Source organism: Pseudomonas sp. S2_C03 (assembly GCF_054668405.1).
Genome location: NZ_CP162766.1, coordinates 6,136,001 through 6,154,353, shown reverse-complemented (window position 1 = coordinate 6,154,353; position 18,353 = coordinate 6,136,001). Strand labels below are relative to the sequence as shown.

Below are 18,353 nucleotides of genomic sequence, written 5' to 3'. Positions count from 1 at the left end.
CCGAAAATTCCTACGCATTGCAGGGGCTGGACAGCCCCCCCACTTCGGCAGATTATTGCGCGCGTAAAAACCCCTCACTCGAGAGATCCGCTCATGAGCAAAAAGCCATCGCGTAATGGCCATAACAAGGCCAAATCCATCGTCGCCCAGCCCCTGTTCCGCAGCCGTCAGGAACGAGCCGGCAAGGGCAAAGGCAGCTACCGCCGCGAAGCCTTCCAGTCTGACAACTGGGAGGCTTCTTACTTTCTGGCCGCCTGAAAGGCAAGCCACCGCTCAACATGTTAAGGTCTGCACCTGATTCGTATTCCCTGGACCCGTGCATGCCCTTTTGTATTACTCGTCGTTGGCATCTGCGCCAATTGATCGCTGCCTCCAGCCTCATTCTGCTTGTCGCCTGTGCGGAAAAACCCACCGCCGCCGACGCCCAGCCGCTTCAGACCGTTCCCGTCTCGTCAGCTCCCGCGGTGATTGCTCCCGTTGTGCCGACCGGCGAAAACCTCGACATCCAGCCGACCCAGACCTTCGCGCAATGGCAAGCCGGTTTCCGCAAGGATGCCCTGGCCGCCGGTATTCGCGCCGACCTGTTCGACCACGCCTTCGCCAACGTCAGCCTGGACACCAGCGTGATCCGCGCCGACCGCAGCCAGCCGGAGTTTTCCCGCCCGGTGTGGGAATACCTTGACGGTGCTCTGTCGCCGCTGCGTGTGCGCAAGGGCCAGGCGTTGCTCAGCCAGTATTCGGACATCCTGCAAAGCATCGAACAGCGCTACGGCGTCGATCGCCGCGCCCTGGTCGCGGTGTGGGGCATGGAGAGCAACTTCGGCCAGTTCCAGGGCAGCAAATCGGTCATCAACTCCCTGGCGACCCTGGCCTACGAGGGGCGGCGCCCCGGTTTCGCCCATGCCCAATTGATCGCAGCGCTGCAGATCCTGCAACAGGGCGACATCGCGCCGGAAAAAATGCTCGGTTCCTGGGCCGGCGCCATGGGCCAGACCCAGTTCATCCCAACCACCTACAACACCCACGCCGTGGACTTCGATGGCGACGGGCGCCGCGACATCTGGGGCAGCGCCACCGACGCGCTGGCCTCGACCGCGCACTACCTGCAGAGCTCCGGTTGGCAGAAAGGTCAACCGTGGGGTTTTGAAGTCCAGCTCCCGGGCAATTTCGACTACGTGCTGGCCGACGGCTCGATTCGCAAGAGCGTCGCCGAGTGGCAGCAACTGGGCGTCAAACTGCCGAACGGCGGACGGGCTCCAGCGGGCGCGGAACAGTTGTCGGCTGCGCTATTGCTGCCAGCCGGCTATCGCGGCCCGGCGTTTCTGGTGCTCGATAACTTTCGCGCGATCCTCAAATACAACAACTCCTCGTCTTATGCACTGGCCGTCAGCCTGCTGTCCGAGCGCTTTGATGGCGCTGGCCTGATCGCTGGATCCTGGCCCAAGGATGACCTGCCGCTGAGCCGCACCGAGCGGATCGAGCTGCAGAATCTGCTAAGCGCGCAAAAGTACGACGCAGGGGCTGCGGACGGGATCATTGGCGCCAACACCCGCAAGGCGATCCGCAGTGCCCAGCAGTCGTTCGGCTGGCCGGCGGATGGGTATCCGACGCATAAGTTGCTTGAAGGGCTGCGCAACCGCTAAAAGCATCGCGGGCAAGCCCGCTCCCACAGGGTTCCAGGGTGTACGCAAATTTTTGTGTTCACCACAAAACACTGTGGGAGCGGGCTTGCTCGCGAAGACTGACTGACAAGCGCCTAAGATTCAGCGCCCGACCACCACATCCTGCTCCAACACCAACTCCTGCCGCCCCGCATCCAGCCGCACCAGTGCCCCCATTGGCAAGGTCAGGTTCGGATCACAATGCCCGCTGCGCCAGCCACTGAGCACCGGAATCCGCAACGGTTCGAAGGTCTGCTTGAGCAAGCGCTCCAGAGCTGCCGCATCCACCCCCGCGACATCCCCGCAGATCACCCCGCGCAACCGGGCAAGTGTGCCGGCCAGGCGCAGGTGGGTCAGCAGCCGATCGATGCGATACAACGGCTCGTTGATGTCTTCGATGAACAGGATGATGCCCTCGGCATCGATTTCGTAGGGTGTGCCCATCGTTGCGGCGATCATCGAGAGATTACCGCCCAGCAAGCGCCCGTGTGCGACACCTGGCTCAACAGTGGCCAACGGATAATCCTGCGGGTGCGCCAGGGTACTCCCCGCCCTCACCTGCCCCCTGAGCATGTTGAAAAAGGACGCCTCGGTGGGTTGGCGCTTGTCGCCCAGCAGGTCGGCATTGAGCAACGGACCATGAAAGGTGACAAACCCGGCATATCGGTTGATCGCCAGGTGCAACGCCGTGATGTCGCTGTAGCCGATGAACGGTTTGGCGTGGTTTTTCAACAGCTCGAAATCAATGCGATCGAGCAGGCGCGGCGTGCCGTATCCGCCCCGCAGGCAGATAATGGCATCTACCTCGTCGTCGGCGAATGCCGCGTGCAGGTCATTGAGTCGTACGTCATCAGTGCCCGCCAGGTAGCCATCCTGTTCATAGACACCGGGAAAGATGCGCATCGCATAACCGCGAGCGCGCATCCAGGCGAGGGCCTTATCGGTGTCCAGCGTCGCTGGACCTGCCGGCGCGATCACGCCGATCAGCCCGTGCTTCGGCAATGCCGGCACCGGTGTATGAGGAAACAGTGTATGGGTCGGTCGAACGGTCATCCATGAATCTCCCTGCGCAATACATCAACACAGTAGTCAGGAACGGGGATAAACAGAAGAGGAAGACGCGCCAGACAAAAAAATACCCGCGAGACCGGTCAGGCCCCGCGGGTATTTCGACTGGATCAGGACGACATCAGCTCGGCCTTGACCAGCTTCGCCTGCTCATCGGCGTGGTACGAGGAGCGTACCAGCGGGCCGGAGGCGACGTTCTTGAAGCCCATCTTGTAACCTTCTTCGGCGAACCAGGCGAAAGTATCCGGGTGCACGAAGCGTTGCACCGGCAAGTGGCTACGGGACGGTTGCAGGTACTGGCCCAGGGTCAGCATGTCGATATCGTGTTCACGCATGCGCTTCATGACTTCGATGACCTCCTCGTCCGTCTCGCCCAGGCCGAGCATCAGGCCGGACTTGGTCGGAATATGCGGCATCATCTGCTTGAAGCGTTGCAGCAGTGTCAACGACCACTGGTAGTCCGAACCCGGGCGCGCAGCCTTGTACAGGCGCGGCACGGTTTCCAGGTTGTGGTTGAACACATCCGGCGGCTCGGCAGCGGTGATTTCCAGTGCGATGTCCATACGGCCACGGTAGTCCGGAACCAGCGTTTCGAGCTGCACGTTCGGCGACAGCTTGCGGATCTCGCGGATGCAGTCGGCAAAGTGCTGGGCACCGCCGTCACGCAGGTCGTCGCGATCCACCGAGGTGATCACCACGTATTTGAGCTTCAGGTCAGCGATGGCGATGGCCAGGCTTTCCGGCTCGTTGACGTCCAATGGCTTCGGACGACCGTGGCCCACGTCGCAGAATGGGCAACGACGGGTGCAGATGTCGCCCATGATCATGAAGGTCGCGGTACCGCCGGAGAAGCACTCACCCAGGTTAGGGCAGGAGGCTTCTTCGCAGACGCTGTGCAGCTTGTGTTTGCGCAGCAGGGCCTTGATGCGATCGACTTCCGGGGAAACCGGAATCCGCACACGGATCCAGTCGGGTTTCTTTGGCAATTCGGTGGTCGGAATGATCTTCACCGGGATGCGTGCAACCTTCTCGGCGCCGCGCAGCTTGACGCCGGCTTCTACCTTGGCACGCGGGGCCGGACGCTCGGTGACATCTTGCGTCGGGATGATGGTTTGCACTGCATCAGTAGTCATATCAGTCGATTCCGCCCGTTAGGGTCGTCTGCTCAGCATAGTCGAGGTGTTTGACGAGCTGCGCGCGCAGCCGGGCACTTACCTCGGCAAATTCAATCGATCCTGCATGGTCGCTCAGCTGGGTCATCGCCAGCCCGGCGTAGCCGCAGGGATTAATCCGTCGAAACGGCTCCAGGTTCATGTCCACGTTCAGGGCCAGGCCATGAAAAGAGCAACCATGGCGGATTCGCAAACCCAGTGAAGCAATTTTCGCCCCGTTGACATAGACGCCCGGCGCATCCGGCTTGGCCACGGCAGTGACGCCGTAACTGGCCAGCAACTCGATCAGGCAGCGCTCCATGCGAGTGACCAGATCACGCACGCCAAAGCCCAGCTTGCGCACGTCGAGCAACAGATAAGCCACCAATTGGCCAGGACCGTGATAGGTCACCTGGCCACCGCGATCGACCTGCACCACCGGTATGTCACCAGGCAGCAATAGATGCTCGGCCTTGCCGGCCTGCCCCTGAGTGAACACCGGCGGATGCTCCACCAGCCAGATTTCGTCGGCAGCATCGCTGCCACGTTCGTTGGTGAAGCGTTGCATGGCATGCCAGACCGGCTCGTAAGCCATCTGGCCGAGCTCGCGAAAGCCGAGCGTGTCAGACATCACAGCACCATGTGCACGAAGCCGGTGGCCCGCAGTTCGCTGTTGATGTTGTACAGCTGATCCTGATCGGTGGCGACGATGTGCAACTGGATGGTGGTGTACTTGCCATTGCTGCTTTGACGTTCGTCCACACGCTGATCATTGATCTTGGCGTGTTTCTTGACGATGTCGATGATCTTGTCCCTGTTGCCCACACCCGTGTCGCTGATCACTTTAACCGGGTAGTCGACCTGGGGGAATTCGATCTTTGGCGCCTTTACTTCGGTATCGCTCATGGCGTAACGGCCTCGTAAGCCGTGCCAACGAGCATGGCCCCGCTCCGGGTAGGGGCAGGGCCATGCAGGTCAACACTGAATCAGTTGAACAAGCCGTAGAAGAATAGACGGATGCTATCCCACATGCGGCGGAAGATACCACCCTCTTCGACGCCGTCCAGAGCGATCAGGTCGGCGCTGTGCACCACCTTGTCGTCCAGTTTGACTTCGACTTTACCGATCACGTCACCCTTGGCGATGGGGGCAACCAGTTGCGGGTTCATGGTCATGCTGGCGGCAAGCTTTTTCAGCTGGCCTTTAGGCAGGGTCATGGTCAGGTCTTCAGCCAGGCCGGCCTTGACCTGGTTGGTCGCGCCCTTCCAGACAGGAGCCTGAGCCAGCTCAGTGCCTTTCTGGTAGAAAGTCTGGGTTTCGAAGAAACGGAAACCGTAGGTCAACAGCTTCTGGGTCTCGGAAGCACGGGCCACTTCGCTGTTGGTGCCGAACACCACGGCGATCAGGCGCATGCCATCACGTACGGCCGAAGACACCATGCAGTAGCCGGCTTCTTCGGTGTGGCCGGTTTTCAGACCGTCGACGGTCTTGTCGCGCCACAGCAGCAGGTTGCGGTTGGGTTGCTTGATGCCGTTCCAGAAGAACTCTTTCTGCGAGTAGATCGCGTAGTGAGCCGGGTCTTCGTGAATGATCGCGCGAGCCAGCACGGCCATGTCGTGAGCCGACGAGTAGTGCTCAGGATTCGGCAGACCGGTCGGGTTCATGAAGTGGCTGTTGGTCATGCCCAGGTCGGCCACGGTTTTGTTCATCATGTCGGCAAATGCATCTTCGCTGCCGGCGATGTGTTCGGAAAGCGCCACGCTGGCGTCGTTACCCGACTGGATGATGATGCCGTGCAGCAGGTCGCTGACGGTCACTTGCGAACCCACCTTGATGAACATCCGTGAACCACCGGTGCGCCACGCGTTCTCGCTGACGGTTACCGGATCGTTCTCGCCGATCTGGCCACGACGGATTTCCAGGGTGGCGATGTACGCGGTCATCAGCTTGGTCAGGCTGGCAGGTGGCAGGCGCTGGTCACCGTTGTTTTCGACCAGCACGTTACCGCTGCTGGCGTCCATCAGCACATAGGCCTTGGCGGCCAGTTGTGGTGGCGAAGGCATCATCTCGACCGCGAAGGCGGCTGGCGAAAGTAGCAGCGGGACTAGAAGGCACAGGCGTTTGGCAAAGGTGGTGATGTTCATCCGTCTCTCGAAATCGCTAATGGAAACTGCCCTAGGGCAAAACTAATCTGACAACCCTTGGGTCATCGCGTATTCAGTCGTTCACTCAGTAACCCTTGCCGGGCTTTTGTTCTTCAAGAGCCAACAACCTGGTCCACCCCCCGTACAGCAAGTGAACCGTCAATCAAGAACTACGTATTACTCGGCGGTGACCACGCTCGGCGAACCGAGATTGGCCAATCGCACACTGTTCTGCACTTGCTGGATTTCACCCGGCGAACCGATCGGCCCCAGGCGCACCCGATGCAGTGTTTGTTGGTTGCGCACGATCGAGCTGATGAACACCGGAGCGCTCACCATCCCGCTGAGCTTCGACCTCAGCAGTTCTGCAGCGTCCGGGTTGGCGAACGCGCCCACCTGAAGATACTGGCCAGACGCTGGTGCAGAAGCGTTTTTTTGCATCGATCTGCACGGGCACAACGGCCGCGGCGTGTTGCTGCGGCGGCGGTGTCCATTGCTCGACAGTGCCGGCGGACGCGGTAATGGCCGGCGCATTATTTTGCGCGACCTGCGGCTCGTTGAGCATCAACGGTGCCGGGCGACCTCTTTGTGCCCACCAGGTTTGAGGGTCGATGCCTTCGACCTTGACCCGGGCGGTACCGGTTTCGGCGTAACCGAGCTTCTTGGCGGCCGCGTAGGACAAATCGATGATGCGGTCCGAGTAGAACGGGCCACGGTCGTTGACCCGTAGGATCACCGTCTTGTTGTTGTCCAGGTTGGTCACCCGAACGTAGCTGGGCAGTGGCAAGGTCTTGTGGGCGGCACTCATGCCGTACAGGTCATACACCTCGCCATTGGCGGTGTTCTGGCCGTGGAACTTGGTGCCATACCACGACGCCGTGCCCGAGGCGACGTAGGACTTGGATTCCTGGATCGGGAAATAGGTCTTGCCCAGCACTGTGTAGGGATTGGCCTTGTACGGGCCAGTGTGCAGGGTCGGCGTGGCATCCGGGATGCGCGAAACATCGACGTCCCACCACGGCGCGCCATCCTTGTGGGCGCGGTTGATGTCCAGCCCCGGCGCCGAACGCACCGCCGTGGAGGAAGACTTCTGGGACGGTGCGCGGCTGGTCGAGCAACTGGCGAGCAGCACCGCCAGGGCGGCGAATGCCATCAGCTTCAGGGGTTTATTCATAGGCAATGCCTGCATTACTTGACGCCCCGTGCTTGGACCAACTGCTCAGACAGTTGATGTACGGCCATGGCGTACATCACGCTGCGGTTATAACGCGTGATCGCGTAAAAATTCTTCAGGCCCATCCAGTATTCAGGACCTTTGTCACCTTCCAGGCGAAATGCCGTGACCGGCATATCATCGCGCAGCGCATCATGACTTGACCACCCCAGCGCTCGCAACTCCCCGACGGTTTTCGTCGGTTCGATGCCCGTGGTCAGTCCTTCGTCGACCTGCTCGCCCCGCACATCGGCACGGCTGACCACTGGCTCACCGGCTACCCAGCCGTGACGCTTGAAATAACTGGCGACACTACCGATGGCGTCGTCGGGGTTGGTCCAGATATTGATGTGGCCGTCACCGTCGAAATCCACCGCGTAAGCGCGAAAGCTGCTCGGCATGAACTGCGGCAAGCCCATCGCCCCGGCGTAGGAGCCTTTGAGGGTCAACGGGTCGACCTGCTCTTCCCGGGCCAGCAACAGGAACTCACGCAACTCCTTGCGAAAGAATTCGGCACGAGGAGGATAGTCGAAACCCAGTGTCGACAAGGCATCAATTACGCGGAAATTGCCAGTATTGCGACCGAAAAAGGTCTCAACGCCGATGATCGAGACAATAACCTGTGCCGGAACGCCATATTCCTGCTCAGCGCGGGCCAGTACGGCCTCGTGCTGCCGCCAGAAATCCACACCACGGGCAATGCGCGCGTCGGTGATGAACATCGGGCGATATTCACTCCACTGCTTAACACGTTCAGCGGGTTTTGAAATCGCGTCGAGAATCGATTGCTTGCGCTCGGCTTCGCGGAACACGCCCATCAGCTGTTCACCGGCGAAACCGTAGTCGCGGGTCATTTCACCGACGAATTCGGCCACCTGTGGCGTGCCTTCGTAATCGCCGGCGCAGGCGTCCTGCGCGGTGCCGAGCAAGCCCACCAGGCCAAGCCATGGTGCATATCGAGCCGCCCAGCCATGCATTGCATGCATTGAAATCTTCACCTTATTCAAACTTGTGCGATCCACTTGCGATGGGTATGGATCGACATCAAAACCCCAAACGCTGACAGCAGCGTCACCAGCGAAGTTCCTCCGTAGCTAATGAACGGCAACGGCACCCCCACCACCGGCAGCAGGCCACTGACCATACCGATATTGACGAAAACATAAACAAAAAAGGTCATGGTCAAGGCGCCCGCGAGCAACTTGCCGAACAGGGTCTGCGCCTGGGCGGTAATCACCAGTCCGCGGCCGATCAGCAACAGATAGATCAGCAGCAACGCACAGATGCCCACCAGGCCGAACTCCTCACCCAACACCGCGATGATGAAGTCGGTGTGGCTTTCCGGGAGAAAGTCCAGGTGCGACTGGGTGCCCAGCAGCCAACCCTTGCCGAATACACCGCCGGAACCGATGGCCGCCTTCGACTGAATGATGTTCCAGCCGGTGCCCAACGGATCGCTTTCCGGATCGAGGAAGGTCAGCACGCGCTGCTTCTGGTAGTCGTGCATGACGAAAAACCACATGGCGACCGCTACTGGCACCGTCGCCGCGAGTACGCTGAGAATCCAGCGCCAGCGCAGCCCGCCCATGAACAACACGAACGCACCGCCCGCCAGAATCAACAGGGACGTGCCAAGGTCTGGCTGGCGCACGATCAGGATGAACGGCACACCGATCAACATCAGGCTCACCCCCACATGCTTGAGCTGCGGCGGTAAAGTGCGCTTGGACAAGTACCAGGCAATCGTTGCCGGCATCAGGATCTTCATGAATTCGGAAGGCTGGAAGCGGATCACCCCGGGGATGTTGATCCAGCGAGTCGCACCCATGGCGTTGTGCCCCATGATGTCCACCACCAGCAGCAGCAATACGCCGGCGACATAACCCAGCGGCACCCAGCGCGCCATGAAGCGCGGTTCGAACTGGGCGATGATGATCATGGAGGTGAGGCCGATACCGAACGAAGTCGCCTGCTTGGCCAGCAGGTCCCAACTCTTGCCGCTGGCCGAATACAGCACGAACAGGCTGCCGGCAGCCAGGGTCAGCAGCAAAATCAGCAACGGGCCATCGATGTGCATGCGTTGCAACAGCGTCGCACGGCGACGCATCACATCCTCGCTGGAGAGGATGCGGTCGAAATTACTCTTCACGGGCCGTAGCCTCCGCACTGATAGGGCTGGCGTATTCGGCTTTCAACCGACCGTCCTGGTCCAGCAGCCAGGCGTCCATCACTTGACGCACCACGGGAGCGGCGACGCCGGAACCGGACTCGCCGTTCTCGACCATCACCGACACCACGATTTTGGGGTTATCCGCCGGGGCGAAGCCTACGAACAGGGCGTGGTCGCGATGGCGCTCCTGAACCTTGGAACGGTCATATTTTTCGCCCTGTTTGATCGCGACCACCTGGGCCGTACCACTCTTGCCGGCAATCCGGTATTGCGCGCCGATCGAAGCCTTGCGCGCCGTCCCGCGGGCGCCGTGCATCACCTGTTGCATGCCGTGATTGACCTTGGTCCAGTCGGACGGGTCGCGCAGGATGATGTCCGGCATCGGGTTGTCATCCTTGGGCCTTTCACCTTCCACGGTCTTGGCCAGGTGCGGACGGTTCCATACGCCTTTGTTGGCCACCAGCGCCGTGGCCTGCGCCAGTTGCAGCGGTGTGGACTGCATGTAGCCCTGGCCGATTCCGAGAATCAGTGTTTCGCCCGGGAACCAGGCCTGACGACGGGTTGCACGCTTCCACTCGCGGGAAGGCATCAACCCCGGCGACTCTTCAAACATGTCCAGCGAGACTTTCTGGCCGATGCCGAACTTGGTCATGTACGCCGACAGGCGATCGATCCCAAGTTTGTGTGCCAGGTCATAGAAGTAGGTGTCGTTGGACCGCATGATCGCGGTATCCAGGTCGACATAGCCATCACCGGTGCGGTTCCAGTTACGGTATTTGTGGTCGTAATTGGGCAACTGGTAATAACCCGGATCGAAAACCCGGGACGATGCGGTGACCACGCCCGCGTCCAGGCCAGCAATGGCTACCGCCGGTTTGATGGTCGAACCCGGCGGATACAGACCGCGCAGCACCCGGTTGAACAGCGGCCGGTCGATGGAATCGCGCAGCTCGGCGTAGGCCTTGAAGCTGATGCCAGTGACAAACAGGTTGGGGTCGAAACTCGGTTGGCTGACCATCGCCAGCACTTCACCCGTGGCCGGATCCAGCGCCACCACCGCACCACGGCGACCGCCGAGGGCCGCCTCGGCCGCTTCCTGCAATTTGATGTCCAGGCTCAGGACGATGTCTTTGCCAGGAATCGGATCGGTACGCTTGAGCACCCGCAAGACGCGGCCCCGGGCGTTGGTCTCGACTTCCTCGTAACCCACCTGGCCGTGCAGCTCCGGCTCGTAGAAACGCTCGATGCCAGTCTTGCCGATGTGATGGGTACCACTGTAGTTGACCGGATCGAGGGACTTGAGTTCTTTCTCGTTGATCCGCCCCATGTAGCCCACCGAATGCGCAAAGTGTGCGCCCTGCGGGTAATGCCGGACCAGTTGTGCAACCACTTCAACACCCGGCAGGCGGAACTGGTTCACGGCGATGCGGGCAATCTGCTCCTCGGTCAGCTCGAACAGGATCGGCACCGGCTCGAATGGCCGACGCCCCTGGCGCATGCGTTTCTCGAAGATCACCCGGTCCTCGGGTGTCAGCTCCAGCACTTCGACGATCACGTCGAGCACTTGCTGCCAGTCGCCGGAGCGCTCGCGGGTCATGCTCAGGCTGAAGCTGGGCCGGTTATCGGCGACCACCACGCCGTTGCGGTCGAAGATCAACCCACGGGTAGGCGGAATCGGCTGCACATGGACGCGGTTGTTTTCCGACAGGGTCGAGTGGTAGTCGTACTGGATCACCTGAAGAAAATACAGGCGCGCAATCAGCACGCCGATCAGCGCCACCACCGCAATAGCCCCGAACACGACGCGGCCACGCACCAGACGGGCGTCTTTTTCGTGGTCCTTGATGCGGATCGGCTGGGACATGAGGCAGAACTACTTGTGGTAAGGGTGGCCGGACAGGACTGTCCAGGCACGGTACAGCTGTTCGCCAATCAGAATCCGCACCAGCGGGTGCGGCAACGTCAAGGGCGACAAAGACCAACGCTGATCCGCCCGCGCACAGACTTCCGGCGCCAGCCCTTCCGGGCCGCCGACCATGAAATTCACCGTGCGCGAGTCCAGCCGCCAGCGATCGAGTTCGACCGCCAACTGCTCGGTGCTCCAGGGCTTGCCGTGGACTTCGAGGGTGACGATCCGCTCGTTCTGGCCGACCTTGGCCAGCATGGCTTCGCCTTCCTGACGGATGAAGCGCGCCACGTCGGCGTTCTTGCCGCGGGTGTTGAGCGGTATTTCCACCAGTTCCAGCGCCAGTTCGGACGGAAGCCGCTTGGCATATTCATGCCAGCCTTCTTCCACCCATTTGGGCATGCGTGAACCGACGGCGATCAGTCGCAGTCGCACAGCGGGCCCTTACTGCTGGTCTTTGTTGAGCTTGGTGAAGTGCTCGTGCGGATTTTCCGGGCTGTGGTGCGCGCCACTGGCCGAACGGCTCTGCTCGGCACCGGCCCACAGGCGCTCCAGGTCATAGAACTGGCGAGCCGAGGCAGTCATCATGTGTACGATCACGTCGTCCATATCCAGCAACACCCAGTCGCTGTCGCCCTTGCCTTCTTCGCCCAATGGCTTGACGCCCTGAGCCTTGACCGCTTCGCGGACCTTGTCCAGCATCGCGCCGATCTGGCGGTTGGAGGTACCGGTGGCGATGATCATGTAGTCGGTGATGCTCTGCTTGTCGCGAACGTCGATGACCTGGATGTCCTGGGCCTTCACGTCTTCCAGGGCTGCCACGGCAACCTTGACCAGTTCTGCACCGGCCAGCAATTCGCCAGTGTGAGCCTCTACCGGCAACGGAGCGCTTTTGAATGTGCCTTTGCGCTTAACTTTAGCTACGTCTTTGTCAGTCATATAAAACTCGTTTTGCTCGTATGTTCGGGCGTTTCACACGCATTCACGTGCCTTGAAACGCACCCTTTTTCAGTTCGACGCACGGTACAGACCGTGCGCATCGATGTAGGCCAGGACCGCGTCGGGCACCAGGAAACGTACCGACTTACCGCTGGCCAGCAGTTGACGGATCTGGGTGGCGGATACCGCAAGCGGCGTCTGCCAGACGAATGCAATCTGTCCGCTCGGCCCCTTCAGGGCCAGCGGGTCGCTCACCGAACGCGCCGCCAGCAGGTTGCGCAAGGCGTCCGGCGGTTCGCTGTCGGCATCCGGGCGTTGCAACACCAGGATGTGGCAATGCTGGAGCAATTCGTCCCAGCGATGCCAAGTGGGCAGTCCGCAAAAAGCGTCCCAGCCCAGAAGCAGAAAAACCTGGTCCTGCACGGCGAGCTCCGCCCGCATCAGTTCCAGGGTATCAATGGTGTAGGACGGTTTGTCCCGCTGCAATTCGCGGGCGTCCACCACCAGCGGCGCCACACCGGCCACCGCGCACTCGACCATCGCCAGACGGTCTTTCGCCGACACCTGCGGGGTGTCCCGATGAGGCGGCCTGGCACTGGGTGTCAGTCGCAACTCATCGAGCGCCAGCGATTCGGCGACTTCCAGTGCACCACGCAAGTGGCCGATATGCACCGGGTCAAATGTGCCGCCCAGTACGCCGATGCGTCGCGGCGCAGCGGCCGACGGTTTGAGGTTGCTCAAGTCAGGACGACGCCTGGCCGCGCAACTGGCCGTCACCGACCACGACGTACTTCTCGCAGGTCAGGCCTTCAAGACCGACCGGGCCGCGGGCGTGCAGCTTATCAGTAGAAATGCCAATCTCCGCACCCAATCCGTATTCGAAGCCATCGGCGAAGCAGGTCGGGGTGTTGATCATCACCGACGACGAGTCGACTTCAGCCACGAAACGGCGGGTGTCGCCCTGGTGTTCGCTGACAATCGAGTCAGTGTGGTGCGAGCCATAGTGGTTGATGTGCTCGATGGCCTGGTCCAGCCCGTCGACCACGCGGATCGAGAGGATCGGAGCCAGGTATTCGGTGTGCCAGTCTTCCTCGCTGGCCACAGCCGCATCGATGATCGTCCGGGTGCGTTCGCAGCCGCGCAACTCGACGCCTTTTTCGCGGAACTGCGCCGCCATGGCCGGCAAGAAATCCCTGGCAATGGCTTGATCCACCAGCAAGGTTTCCATCGCGCCGCAAATGCCATAGCGATAAGTCTTGGCATTGAAGGCAATGCGCTGGGCTTTCGGCAGGTCGGCGTGGGCACTGACATAGACGTGGCAGATCCCGTCCAGGTGCTTGATCACCGGAACACGGGCATCGCGACTGACGCGCTCGATCAGGCCACGGCCACCACGGGGCACGATGACGTCGACGTATTCAGGCATGCTGATCAGCGCGCCGACGGCGGCGCGGTCGGTGGTTTCGACCACTTGCACGACAGCCGCCGGCAAGTCGGCCTCGGCCAGGCCACGCTGGATGCAGGCGGCGATGGCACGATTGGAGTGAATGGCTTCGGAACCGCCACGCAGGATGGTGGCATTGCCAGATTTCAGGCAAAGGCTGGCGGCGTCGATGGTCACATTGGGCCGCGATTCGTAGATGATGCCAATCACACCCAGCGGCACGCGCATCTTGCCGACCTGGATCCCCGACGGACGGAAGCTCATGTCACGAATGGCTCCGACCGGGTCTGGCAATGCGGCGACCTGGCGCAAACCGACGATCATGCCGTCGATTCGCTCAGGGGTCAGCGCCAGCCGCTCCAGCAACGCAGGCTCAAGACCATTGGCACGCCCTGCCGCGAGATCCAGCTCATTGGCGGCCGCAAGCTCTGCACGGGCAGCGTCCAGCGCATTGGCGGCGGCCTGCAGGGCGCGGTTTTTCTGCGCGGTGCTGGCACGGCCGATGATGCGCGACGCTTCGCGGGCAGCGCGTCCCAGGCGGGTCATGTAGTCGAGAACGGACTCAGTCATGGTCGATGGCAGTCTTGGCAAAGGTCTTGGTAAAGAGAAAGCGGCAGATTATAGCTGTCGCGTCCACTGACTAACAGCGGTGACGGGCGGATGGTCAAAATCGAGGACCATTTGCCGATGTTCAGCCGTGATTAAGCTGCAAATTGTTATCATCGCGGCTCACTCAGCCCTGGCACACACCAAGATCATGTCCAACCTGACTGCTAGTGAGCCCACGGCGCGCCTGCCCATCGGGCTGCCAGACTCATTCTTCGACCGGGACGCGCAGACGCTCGCCCGAGACCTGCTCAGCAAAATCATTCGTCACCGAGTGGGCGATGTGTGGCTCAGCGCCCGCATTATCGAGACCGAGGCGTATTACTTCGAGGAAAAAGGCAGTCATGCCTCCCTCGGCTATACAGAAAAGCGTAAGGCTTTGTTTCTGGATGGCGGGCACATCTATATGTACTACGCCCGCGGCGGCGACTCGCTGAACTTCAGCGCGAAGGGGCCCGGCAACGCGGTACTGATCAAATCAGCCTATCCGTGGGTCGATGAGATAAGCGGCCCGAACAGCCTGGCGCAGATGTTGTTGAACAACCCCGACGCCCAGGGTCGCCCGCGCCCGTCGCAAAAACTCTGCGCCGGTCAAACGCTGCTGTGCAAGGCGCTGGGTTTGAAGGTGCCGGTGTGGGACGCCAAACGCTTTGATCATGAGGTACTGCTGGTGGAGGATGTCGGCCCGCTGTCGGGCCATATTATCCAGACTGCCCGCCTGGGCATCCCCCAAGGCCGCGACGAGCATTTGATGTACCGCTTCGTCGATGCCGCCTATGCGCCGTATTGCACGCGGAACCCGCTGCGACGGGGGCAGGTCGAAGGTCGCGATTATTTTCTGGTTTCTTGAATTGAACAACGCTCCCCTTTAGGAGCGAGCTCGCTCGCGAAGCGCAGTGCCAGTCACTGACCCAATCGCTGACACACCGCCATCGCGAGCAAGCTCGCTCCTACAGGGTGTGCCGATGCATATAAAACAATCGATGGAGTTGTCTTTATGGGCCCATGGCTCGATAGCGTGACCGGATGGCTCGCGGCAAACCCGCAGTGGCTGGCCGCGGCCGTGTTCATTGTGGCTTTTGTGGAATGCCTGGCCATTGCCGGGCTGATCGTTCCCGGCACGGTGTTGCTGTTCGCGGTCGCCGTGCTCGCCGGCAGCGGCGCACTGTCGCTGAGCGAAACCTTGCTGCTGGGGTTCGTCGCCGGGGTGTTGGGCGATGTCGTGTCCTACTTCGTCGGGCGCCACTTTCACCAGAATATCCGGCGCTTGCCTGGCCTGCGTCATCACCCGGAATGGATCGCCGGGGCCGAAACCTATTTCCAGCGTTATGGCATCGCCAGCCTCCTGGTAGGACGCTTCATCGGCCCCTTGCGCCCAATGCTGCCCATGGTCGCCGGCATGTTCGACATGCCCTTCCCGCGCTTTGCCGCCGTCAGCCTGCTGGCGGCGGCTGGCTGGAGCGTGGCCTATTTGCTGCCGGGCTGGGCCACGGGCGCGGCCATTCGCTTGCCGCTGCCGGAAGGCTTCTGGCCTGAAGCGGGGATTGTCGCCGGCAGTATCGCGGTGATGATCGGCTTGAGTGTCACCAGCAGCCTGCGTCGCCACCGCAAGGCGACAATCCTGATCAGCGGTATGAGCCTGCTGATCCTGGCGGGCCTGTTCATCGGCTATCCACACCTGACCGCCCTTGATCAGGGCGTGATGACGCTGGTGCAGGAACACCGCAGCCCTTCACTGGACGAAGTTGCCGTCACCTTCACGCTGATCGGCGAGTTTCGCAACATGCTACTGTTCAGCGCCCTGCTGACCGCTTTGCTGGTGGTCACCCGGCAATGGCGGCAGGCGATCTTTGCCGGCAGCACCCTGTTGATCACCGCATTGGGCAACACCTTCACCAAACAGTTTTTCGCCCGCGTCCGCCCGGAGGTGTTGAGTGATCCGCTGACGAGCTACAGCATGCCCAGCGGCCATGCCTCGGGTTCTTTTGCGTTGTTTCTGACACTGGCGGTGCTGGCCGGTCGCGGCCAACCGCCACGTATGCGCTTGACCTGGTTGCTGCTCGGATGCCTGCCGGCGCTGGCGATCGCCCTGTCCCGAGTCTATCTGGGGGCGCACTGGCCAACGGATGTGCTGGCGGGAGCGATGCTGGCAGCGTGCGTCTGCGCGGCGACCCTGGGATTGATTCAACGGCAAACGCCCCTCGATGCCATGCCTCCCAGGATCTGGTGGCTGGTGCTGCCAGCGATGTTGGCATTATTCGGGTTCTTTGCGTTACGGCACTTGCCGCATGCAATGCTGCGATATGCCTACTGATCAGGCAAACAACTCACCCTGCAATTCGTCCAACAATGCCTGGATCGCATCCAGGCGTTGCTGCGGATCATCCAGTTGCAGCAGGTCGATTTTGTCGACTTCGGCAAATGGCAGTAAATACGCCAATTGATTGGCCAGCGATTGCTGCCCGCTCGCCTCGGTGCCCATGTTCAGCGCTTCGACCATCGGGTGTTCGGCCAACGCCTTGAGTAAGGCGACCAGATCAGCGTCTTCATCCTGCAAGGGTTGTTCGGGCTCGTCCTCCAGCCACTCGACGTCAGCGACGGTCAACTGGTCGCGCTGGACCTCGGTGCGTAATACATGGAAACGCCGTCCCCCCTGCACGCGAATGCCCAGCAGGCCGTTGTCCTGCTGCTTGAAATCGGTGATCAACGCCTCACAGCCGACCAGCGCATAGCCCGCCGGAGCGATGCCGACCTCCTCGCCGTCGAGGATGCATACCACGCCAAAGCCGCCGCCCTGTTTCATGCAGCGGCTGATCATGTCCAGATAACGCGCCTCGAAAATCTGCAAGTCGAGGATGCAACCTGGAAACAGCACCGTGTTCAGCGGAAAAAGCGGCAGGCTCATAGACATTTCCTTACACCACCATCGACACTGCCAGTGGCAGCAGAACCGCCGTGGCCACACCCATCAGACTCATCGCCAGTGCCGCGAAGGCACCGCACTCTTCGTTTTCCTGCATGGCCACTGCCGTGCCTACCGCATGGGCGGTCATGCCCAGCGCCATGCCGCGTGCTTCCGGGCTGTGGACACCGAGTCGGGTCAACAGACTCGGTCCGAAGATGGCGCCGATCACGCCGGTGATCAACACGAACACGGCTGCCAGCGCCGCGACCCCGCCGATCTGTTCCGCCACCAGCATGGCAATCGGCGACGTCACCGACTTGGGTGCCATGGTCATGAGGATCATGTGCTCGGCGCCGAACCACCAGCCCAACAGCACACCCATGCTGGTGGCGACCACTCCGCCTATCACCAGCGTAGTAAATATCGGCCAGAACAACTGGCGAATCCGTCGCAGGTTGAGGTAGAGCGGCACGGCCAGCGCCACAGTGGCGGGACCGAGCAAAATACTGAGGATCTCGGTGCTCTTGCGATATTCGGCGTAGGTCAGGCCGCAGCCCACCAGCACACCGATGACCAGCAGCATCGAGACCAGCACCGGCTGCAGGAAGATCCAGCGAGTTTTCTCGAATGCCGCCAGCACCAATTGGTAGGCGCCCAGGGTGATGCCGATGCCGAACAGTGGATGATGGATCACCGACGCCCACGCGCCTTGCCAGTCAAGAATCATTGCACGTCCTCGCGGTGCGCATGACGCTTGACCATGCGTTGCATCAGCACACCGGCGAACGCCATGGACAACAGCAGCGACAACACCAGCGCGCCGACAATCGCCCAGAAGTCTGCGGCAATGTCACTGGCATAAACCATTACACCCACGGCGGGCGGCACCAGCAGCAACGGCAGGTAACGCAACAGGCTGCTGGCGGCCTGGCTCAGCGGCTCGCCCACCTGTCCCCGTACGATCAGGAACATCAGCAAGAGCAACAGGCCGATGATCGGCCCCGGCAACACCGGCACACACAAATGATTGATGGCTGTGCCCAACAATTGGAACAACACAAGCCACGTCAGGCCGCGTAACAACATCCGTCTTCTCCCCGCAAATTCGTGCCCGGCATTATAAGCATGCCAGCGCTATGGACCGGC

The 18,353-nt window shown here is 61.2% G+C and carries 19 protein-coding genes and 1 pseudogene; 4 read left to right on the top strand and 16 right to left on the bottom strand.

Features of this window, described 5'->3' with window-relative positions; translation table 11 throughout:
* Nucleotides 1-93: 93 nt before the first annotated feature.
* Together arfA and AB4N64_RS28390 are read left to right on the top strand one after the other, a co-directional pair.
* Nucleotides 94-258 carry an alternative ribosome rescue factor ArfA gene (gene arfA, locus AB4N64_RS28395; RefSeq protein ID WP_262164103.1) on the top strand — a complete coding sequence of 55 codons (165 nt, stop codon included), beginning with the start codon at nucleotides 94-96 and terminating at the stop codon, nucleotides 256-258.
* Nucleotides 259-320: 62 nt separating this feature from the next.
* Complete coding sequence (locus AB4N64_RS28390; protein WP_460120572.1) at nucleotides 321-1,643, top strand: lytic murein transglycosylase; 1,323 nt, start codon at nucleotides 321-323, stop codon at nucleotides 1,641-1,643.
* A gap of 120 nt (nucleotides 1,644-1,763) precedes the next feature.
* On the opposite strand, the gene AB4N64_RS28385 is transcribed toward AB4N64_RS28390, so the two are convergent.
* From AB4N64_RS28385 to AB4N64_RS28325, 13 genes and pseudogenes are all read right to left on the bottom strand, one after another.
* Nucleotides 1,764-2,714 carry a S66 peptidase family protein gene (locus AB4N64_RS28385; protein ID WP_460120571.1) on the bottom strand — a complete coding sequence of 317 codons (951 nt, stop codon included), beginning with the start codon at nucleotides 2,712-2,714 and terminating at the stop codon, nucleotides 1,764-1,766.
* 125 nt (nucleotides 2,715-2,839) lie between these two features.
* Nucleotides 2,840-3,862: a lipoyl synthase gene (lipA, locus tag AB4N64_RS28380; protein WP_460120569.1), complete on the bottom strand. Its 1,023-nt coding sequence runs from the start codon at nucleotides 3,860-3,862 to the stop codon at nucleotides 2,840-2,842.
* A 1-nt stretch (nucleotide 3,863) separates the two neighbouring features.
* Nucleotides 3,864-4,511: a lipoyl(octanoyl) transferase LipB gene (gene lipB / locus AB4N64_RS28375; protein ID WP_460120567.1), complete on the bottom strand. Its 648-nt coding sequence runs from the start codon at nucleotides 4,509-4,511 to the stop codon at nucleotides 3,864-3,866.
* The gene (locus AB4N64_RS28370) at nucleotides 4,511-4,786 is read right to left on the bottom strand and encodes a DUF493 domain-containing protein (RefSeq protein ID WP_460120566.1); all 276 of its coding nucleotides are present in this window, start codon (nucleotides 4,784-4,786) and stop codon (nucleotides 4,511-4,513) included. Before AB4N64_RS28370 ends, lipB begins: the two co-directional genes overlap by 1 nt.
* An 80-nt stretch (nucleotides 4,787-4,866) precedes the next feature.
* A complete protein-coding gene (locus AB4N64_RS28365) occupies nucleotides 4,867-6,024 on the bottom strand; it encodes a D-alanyl-D-alanine carboxypeptidase family protein (RefSeq protein WP_460120564.1) in 1,158 nt (385 codons plus the stop codon).
* 177 nt (nucleotides 6,025-6,201) lie between these two features.
* Nucleotides 6,202-7,213, bottom strand: a pseudogene (locus tag AB4N64_RS28360) (septal ring lytic transglycosylase RlpA family protein).
* A complete protein-coding gene (gene mltB / locus AB4N64_RS28355) occupies nucleotides 7,213-8,223 on the bottom strand; it encodes a lytic murein transglycosylase B (RefSeq protein ID WP_460120562.1) in 1,011 nt (336 codons plus the stop codon). Before mltB ends, AB4N64_RS28360 begins: the two are co-directional and overlap by 1 nt.
* 17 nt (nucleotides 8,224-8,240) lie before the next feature.
* Entirely contained in the window at nucleotides 8,241-9,344 is a 1,104-nt protein-coding gene (rodA, locus tag AB4N64_RS28350; RefSeq protein WP_460126885.1) for a rod shape-determining protein RodA, read from the bottom strand.
* A gap of 31 nt (nucleotides 9,345-9,375) precedes the next feature.
* Entirely contained in the window at nucleotides 9,376-11,271 is a 1,896-nt protein-coding gene (gene mrdA / locus AB4N64_RS28345) for a penicillin-binding protein 2 (protein ID WP_460120560.1), read from the bottom strand.
* Between the two features lie 9 nt (nucleotides 11,272-11,280).
* Nucleotides 11,281-11,748: a 23S rRNA (pseudouridine(1915)-N(3))-methyltransferase RlmH gene (gene rlmH, locus AB4N64_RS28340; RefSeq protein WP_009051038.1), complete on the bottom strand. Its 468-nt coding sequence runs from the start codon at nucleotides 11,746-11,748 to the stop codon at nucleotides 11,281-11,283.
* A 9-nt stretch (nucleotides 11,749-11,757) separates the two neighbouring features.
* Nucleotides 11,758-12,252, bottom strand: coding sequence for a ribosome silencing factor (rsfS, locus tag AB4N64_RS28335; RefSeq protein WP_460120557.1), 495 nt, complete (start codon nucleotides 12,250-12,252; stop codon nucleotides 11,758-11,760).
* Nucleotides 12,253-12,321: 69 nt separating this feature from the next.
* A complete protein-coding gene (gene nadD, locus AB4N64_RS28330; RefSeq protein ID WP_460120555.1) occupies nucleotides 12,322-12,993 on the bottom strand; it encodes a nicotinate-nucleotide adenylyltransferase in 672 nt (223 codons plus the stop codon).
* A 1-nt stretch (nucleotide 12,994) separates the two neighbouring features.
* The gene (locus AB4N64_RS28325) at nucleotides 12,995-14,266 is read right to left on the bottom strand and encodes a glutamate-5-semialdehyde dehydrogenase (RefSeq protein ID WP_460120552.1); all 1,272 of its coding nucleotides are present in this window, start codon (nucleotides 14,264-14,266) and stop codon (nucleotides 12,995-12,997) included.
* Between the two features lie 187 nt (nucleotides 14,267-14,453).
* Between AB4N64_RS28325 and AB4N64_RS28320 the strand changes: the two genes are divergently transcribed.
* Together AB4N64_RS28320 and AB4N64_RS28315 are read left to right on the top strand one after the other, a co-directional pair.
* On the top strand, nucleotides 14,454-15,152 hold the full coding sequence (locus AB4N64_RS28320; protein ID WP_460126883.1) for a DNA-3-methyladenine glycosylase: 699 nt from the start codon (nucleotides 14,454-14,456) through the stop codon (nucleotides 15,150-15,152).
* A 147-nt stretch (nucleotides 15,153-15,299) separates the two neighbouring features.
* Nucleotides 15,300-16,616: a bifunctional DedA family/phosphatase PAP2 family protein gene (locus AB4N64_RS28315; RefSeq protein ID WP_460120549.1), complete on the top strand. Its 1,317-nt coding sequence runs from the start codon at nucleotides 15,300-15,302 to the stop codon at nucleotides 16,614-16,616.
* On the opposite strand, the gene AB4N64_RS28310 is transcribed toward AB4N64_RS28315, so the two are convergent.
* The 3 genes from AB4N64_RS28310 to AB4N64_RS28300 are packed head-to-tail and all read right to left on the bottom strand — an operon-like array spanning nucleotide 16,617 to nucleotide 18,293.
* Nucleotides 16,617-17,207 carry an LON peptidase substrate-binding domain-containing protein gene (locus tag AB4N64_RS28310; protein WP_460120547.1) on the bottom strand — a complete coding sequence of 197 codons (591 nt, stop codon included), beginning with the start codon at nucleotides 17,205-17,207 and terminating at the stop codon, nucleotides 16,617-16,619.
* A 10-nt stretch (nucleotides 17,208-17,217) separates the two neighbouring features.
* Complete coding sequence (locus AB4N64_RS28305; RefSeq protein ID WP_460120545.1) at nucleotides 17,218-17,934, bottom strand: LrgB family protein; 717 nt, start codon at nucleotides 17,932-17,934, stop codon at nucleotides 17,218-17,220.
* Entirely contained in the window at nucleotides 17,931-18,293 is a 363-nt protein-coding gene (locus AB4N64_RS28300) for a CidA/LrgA family protein (RefSeq protein ID WP_460120544.1), read from the bottom strand. The genes AB4N64_RS28305 and AB4N64_RS28300 overlap by 4 nt, the downstream gene beginning before the upstream one ends.
* Nucleotides 18,294-18,353: the final 60 nt, after the last annotated feature.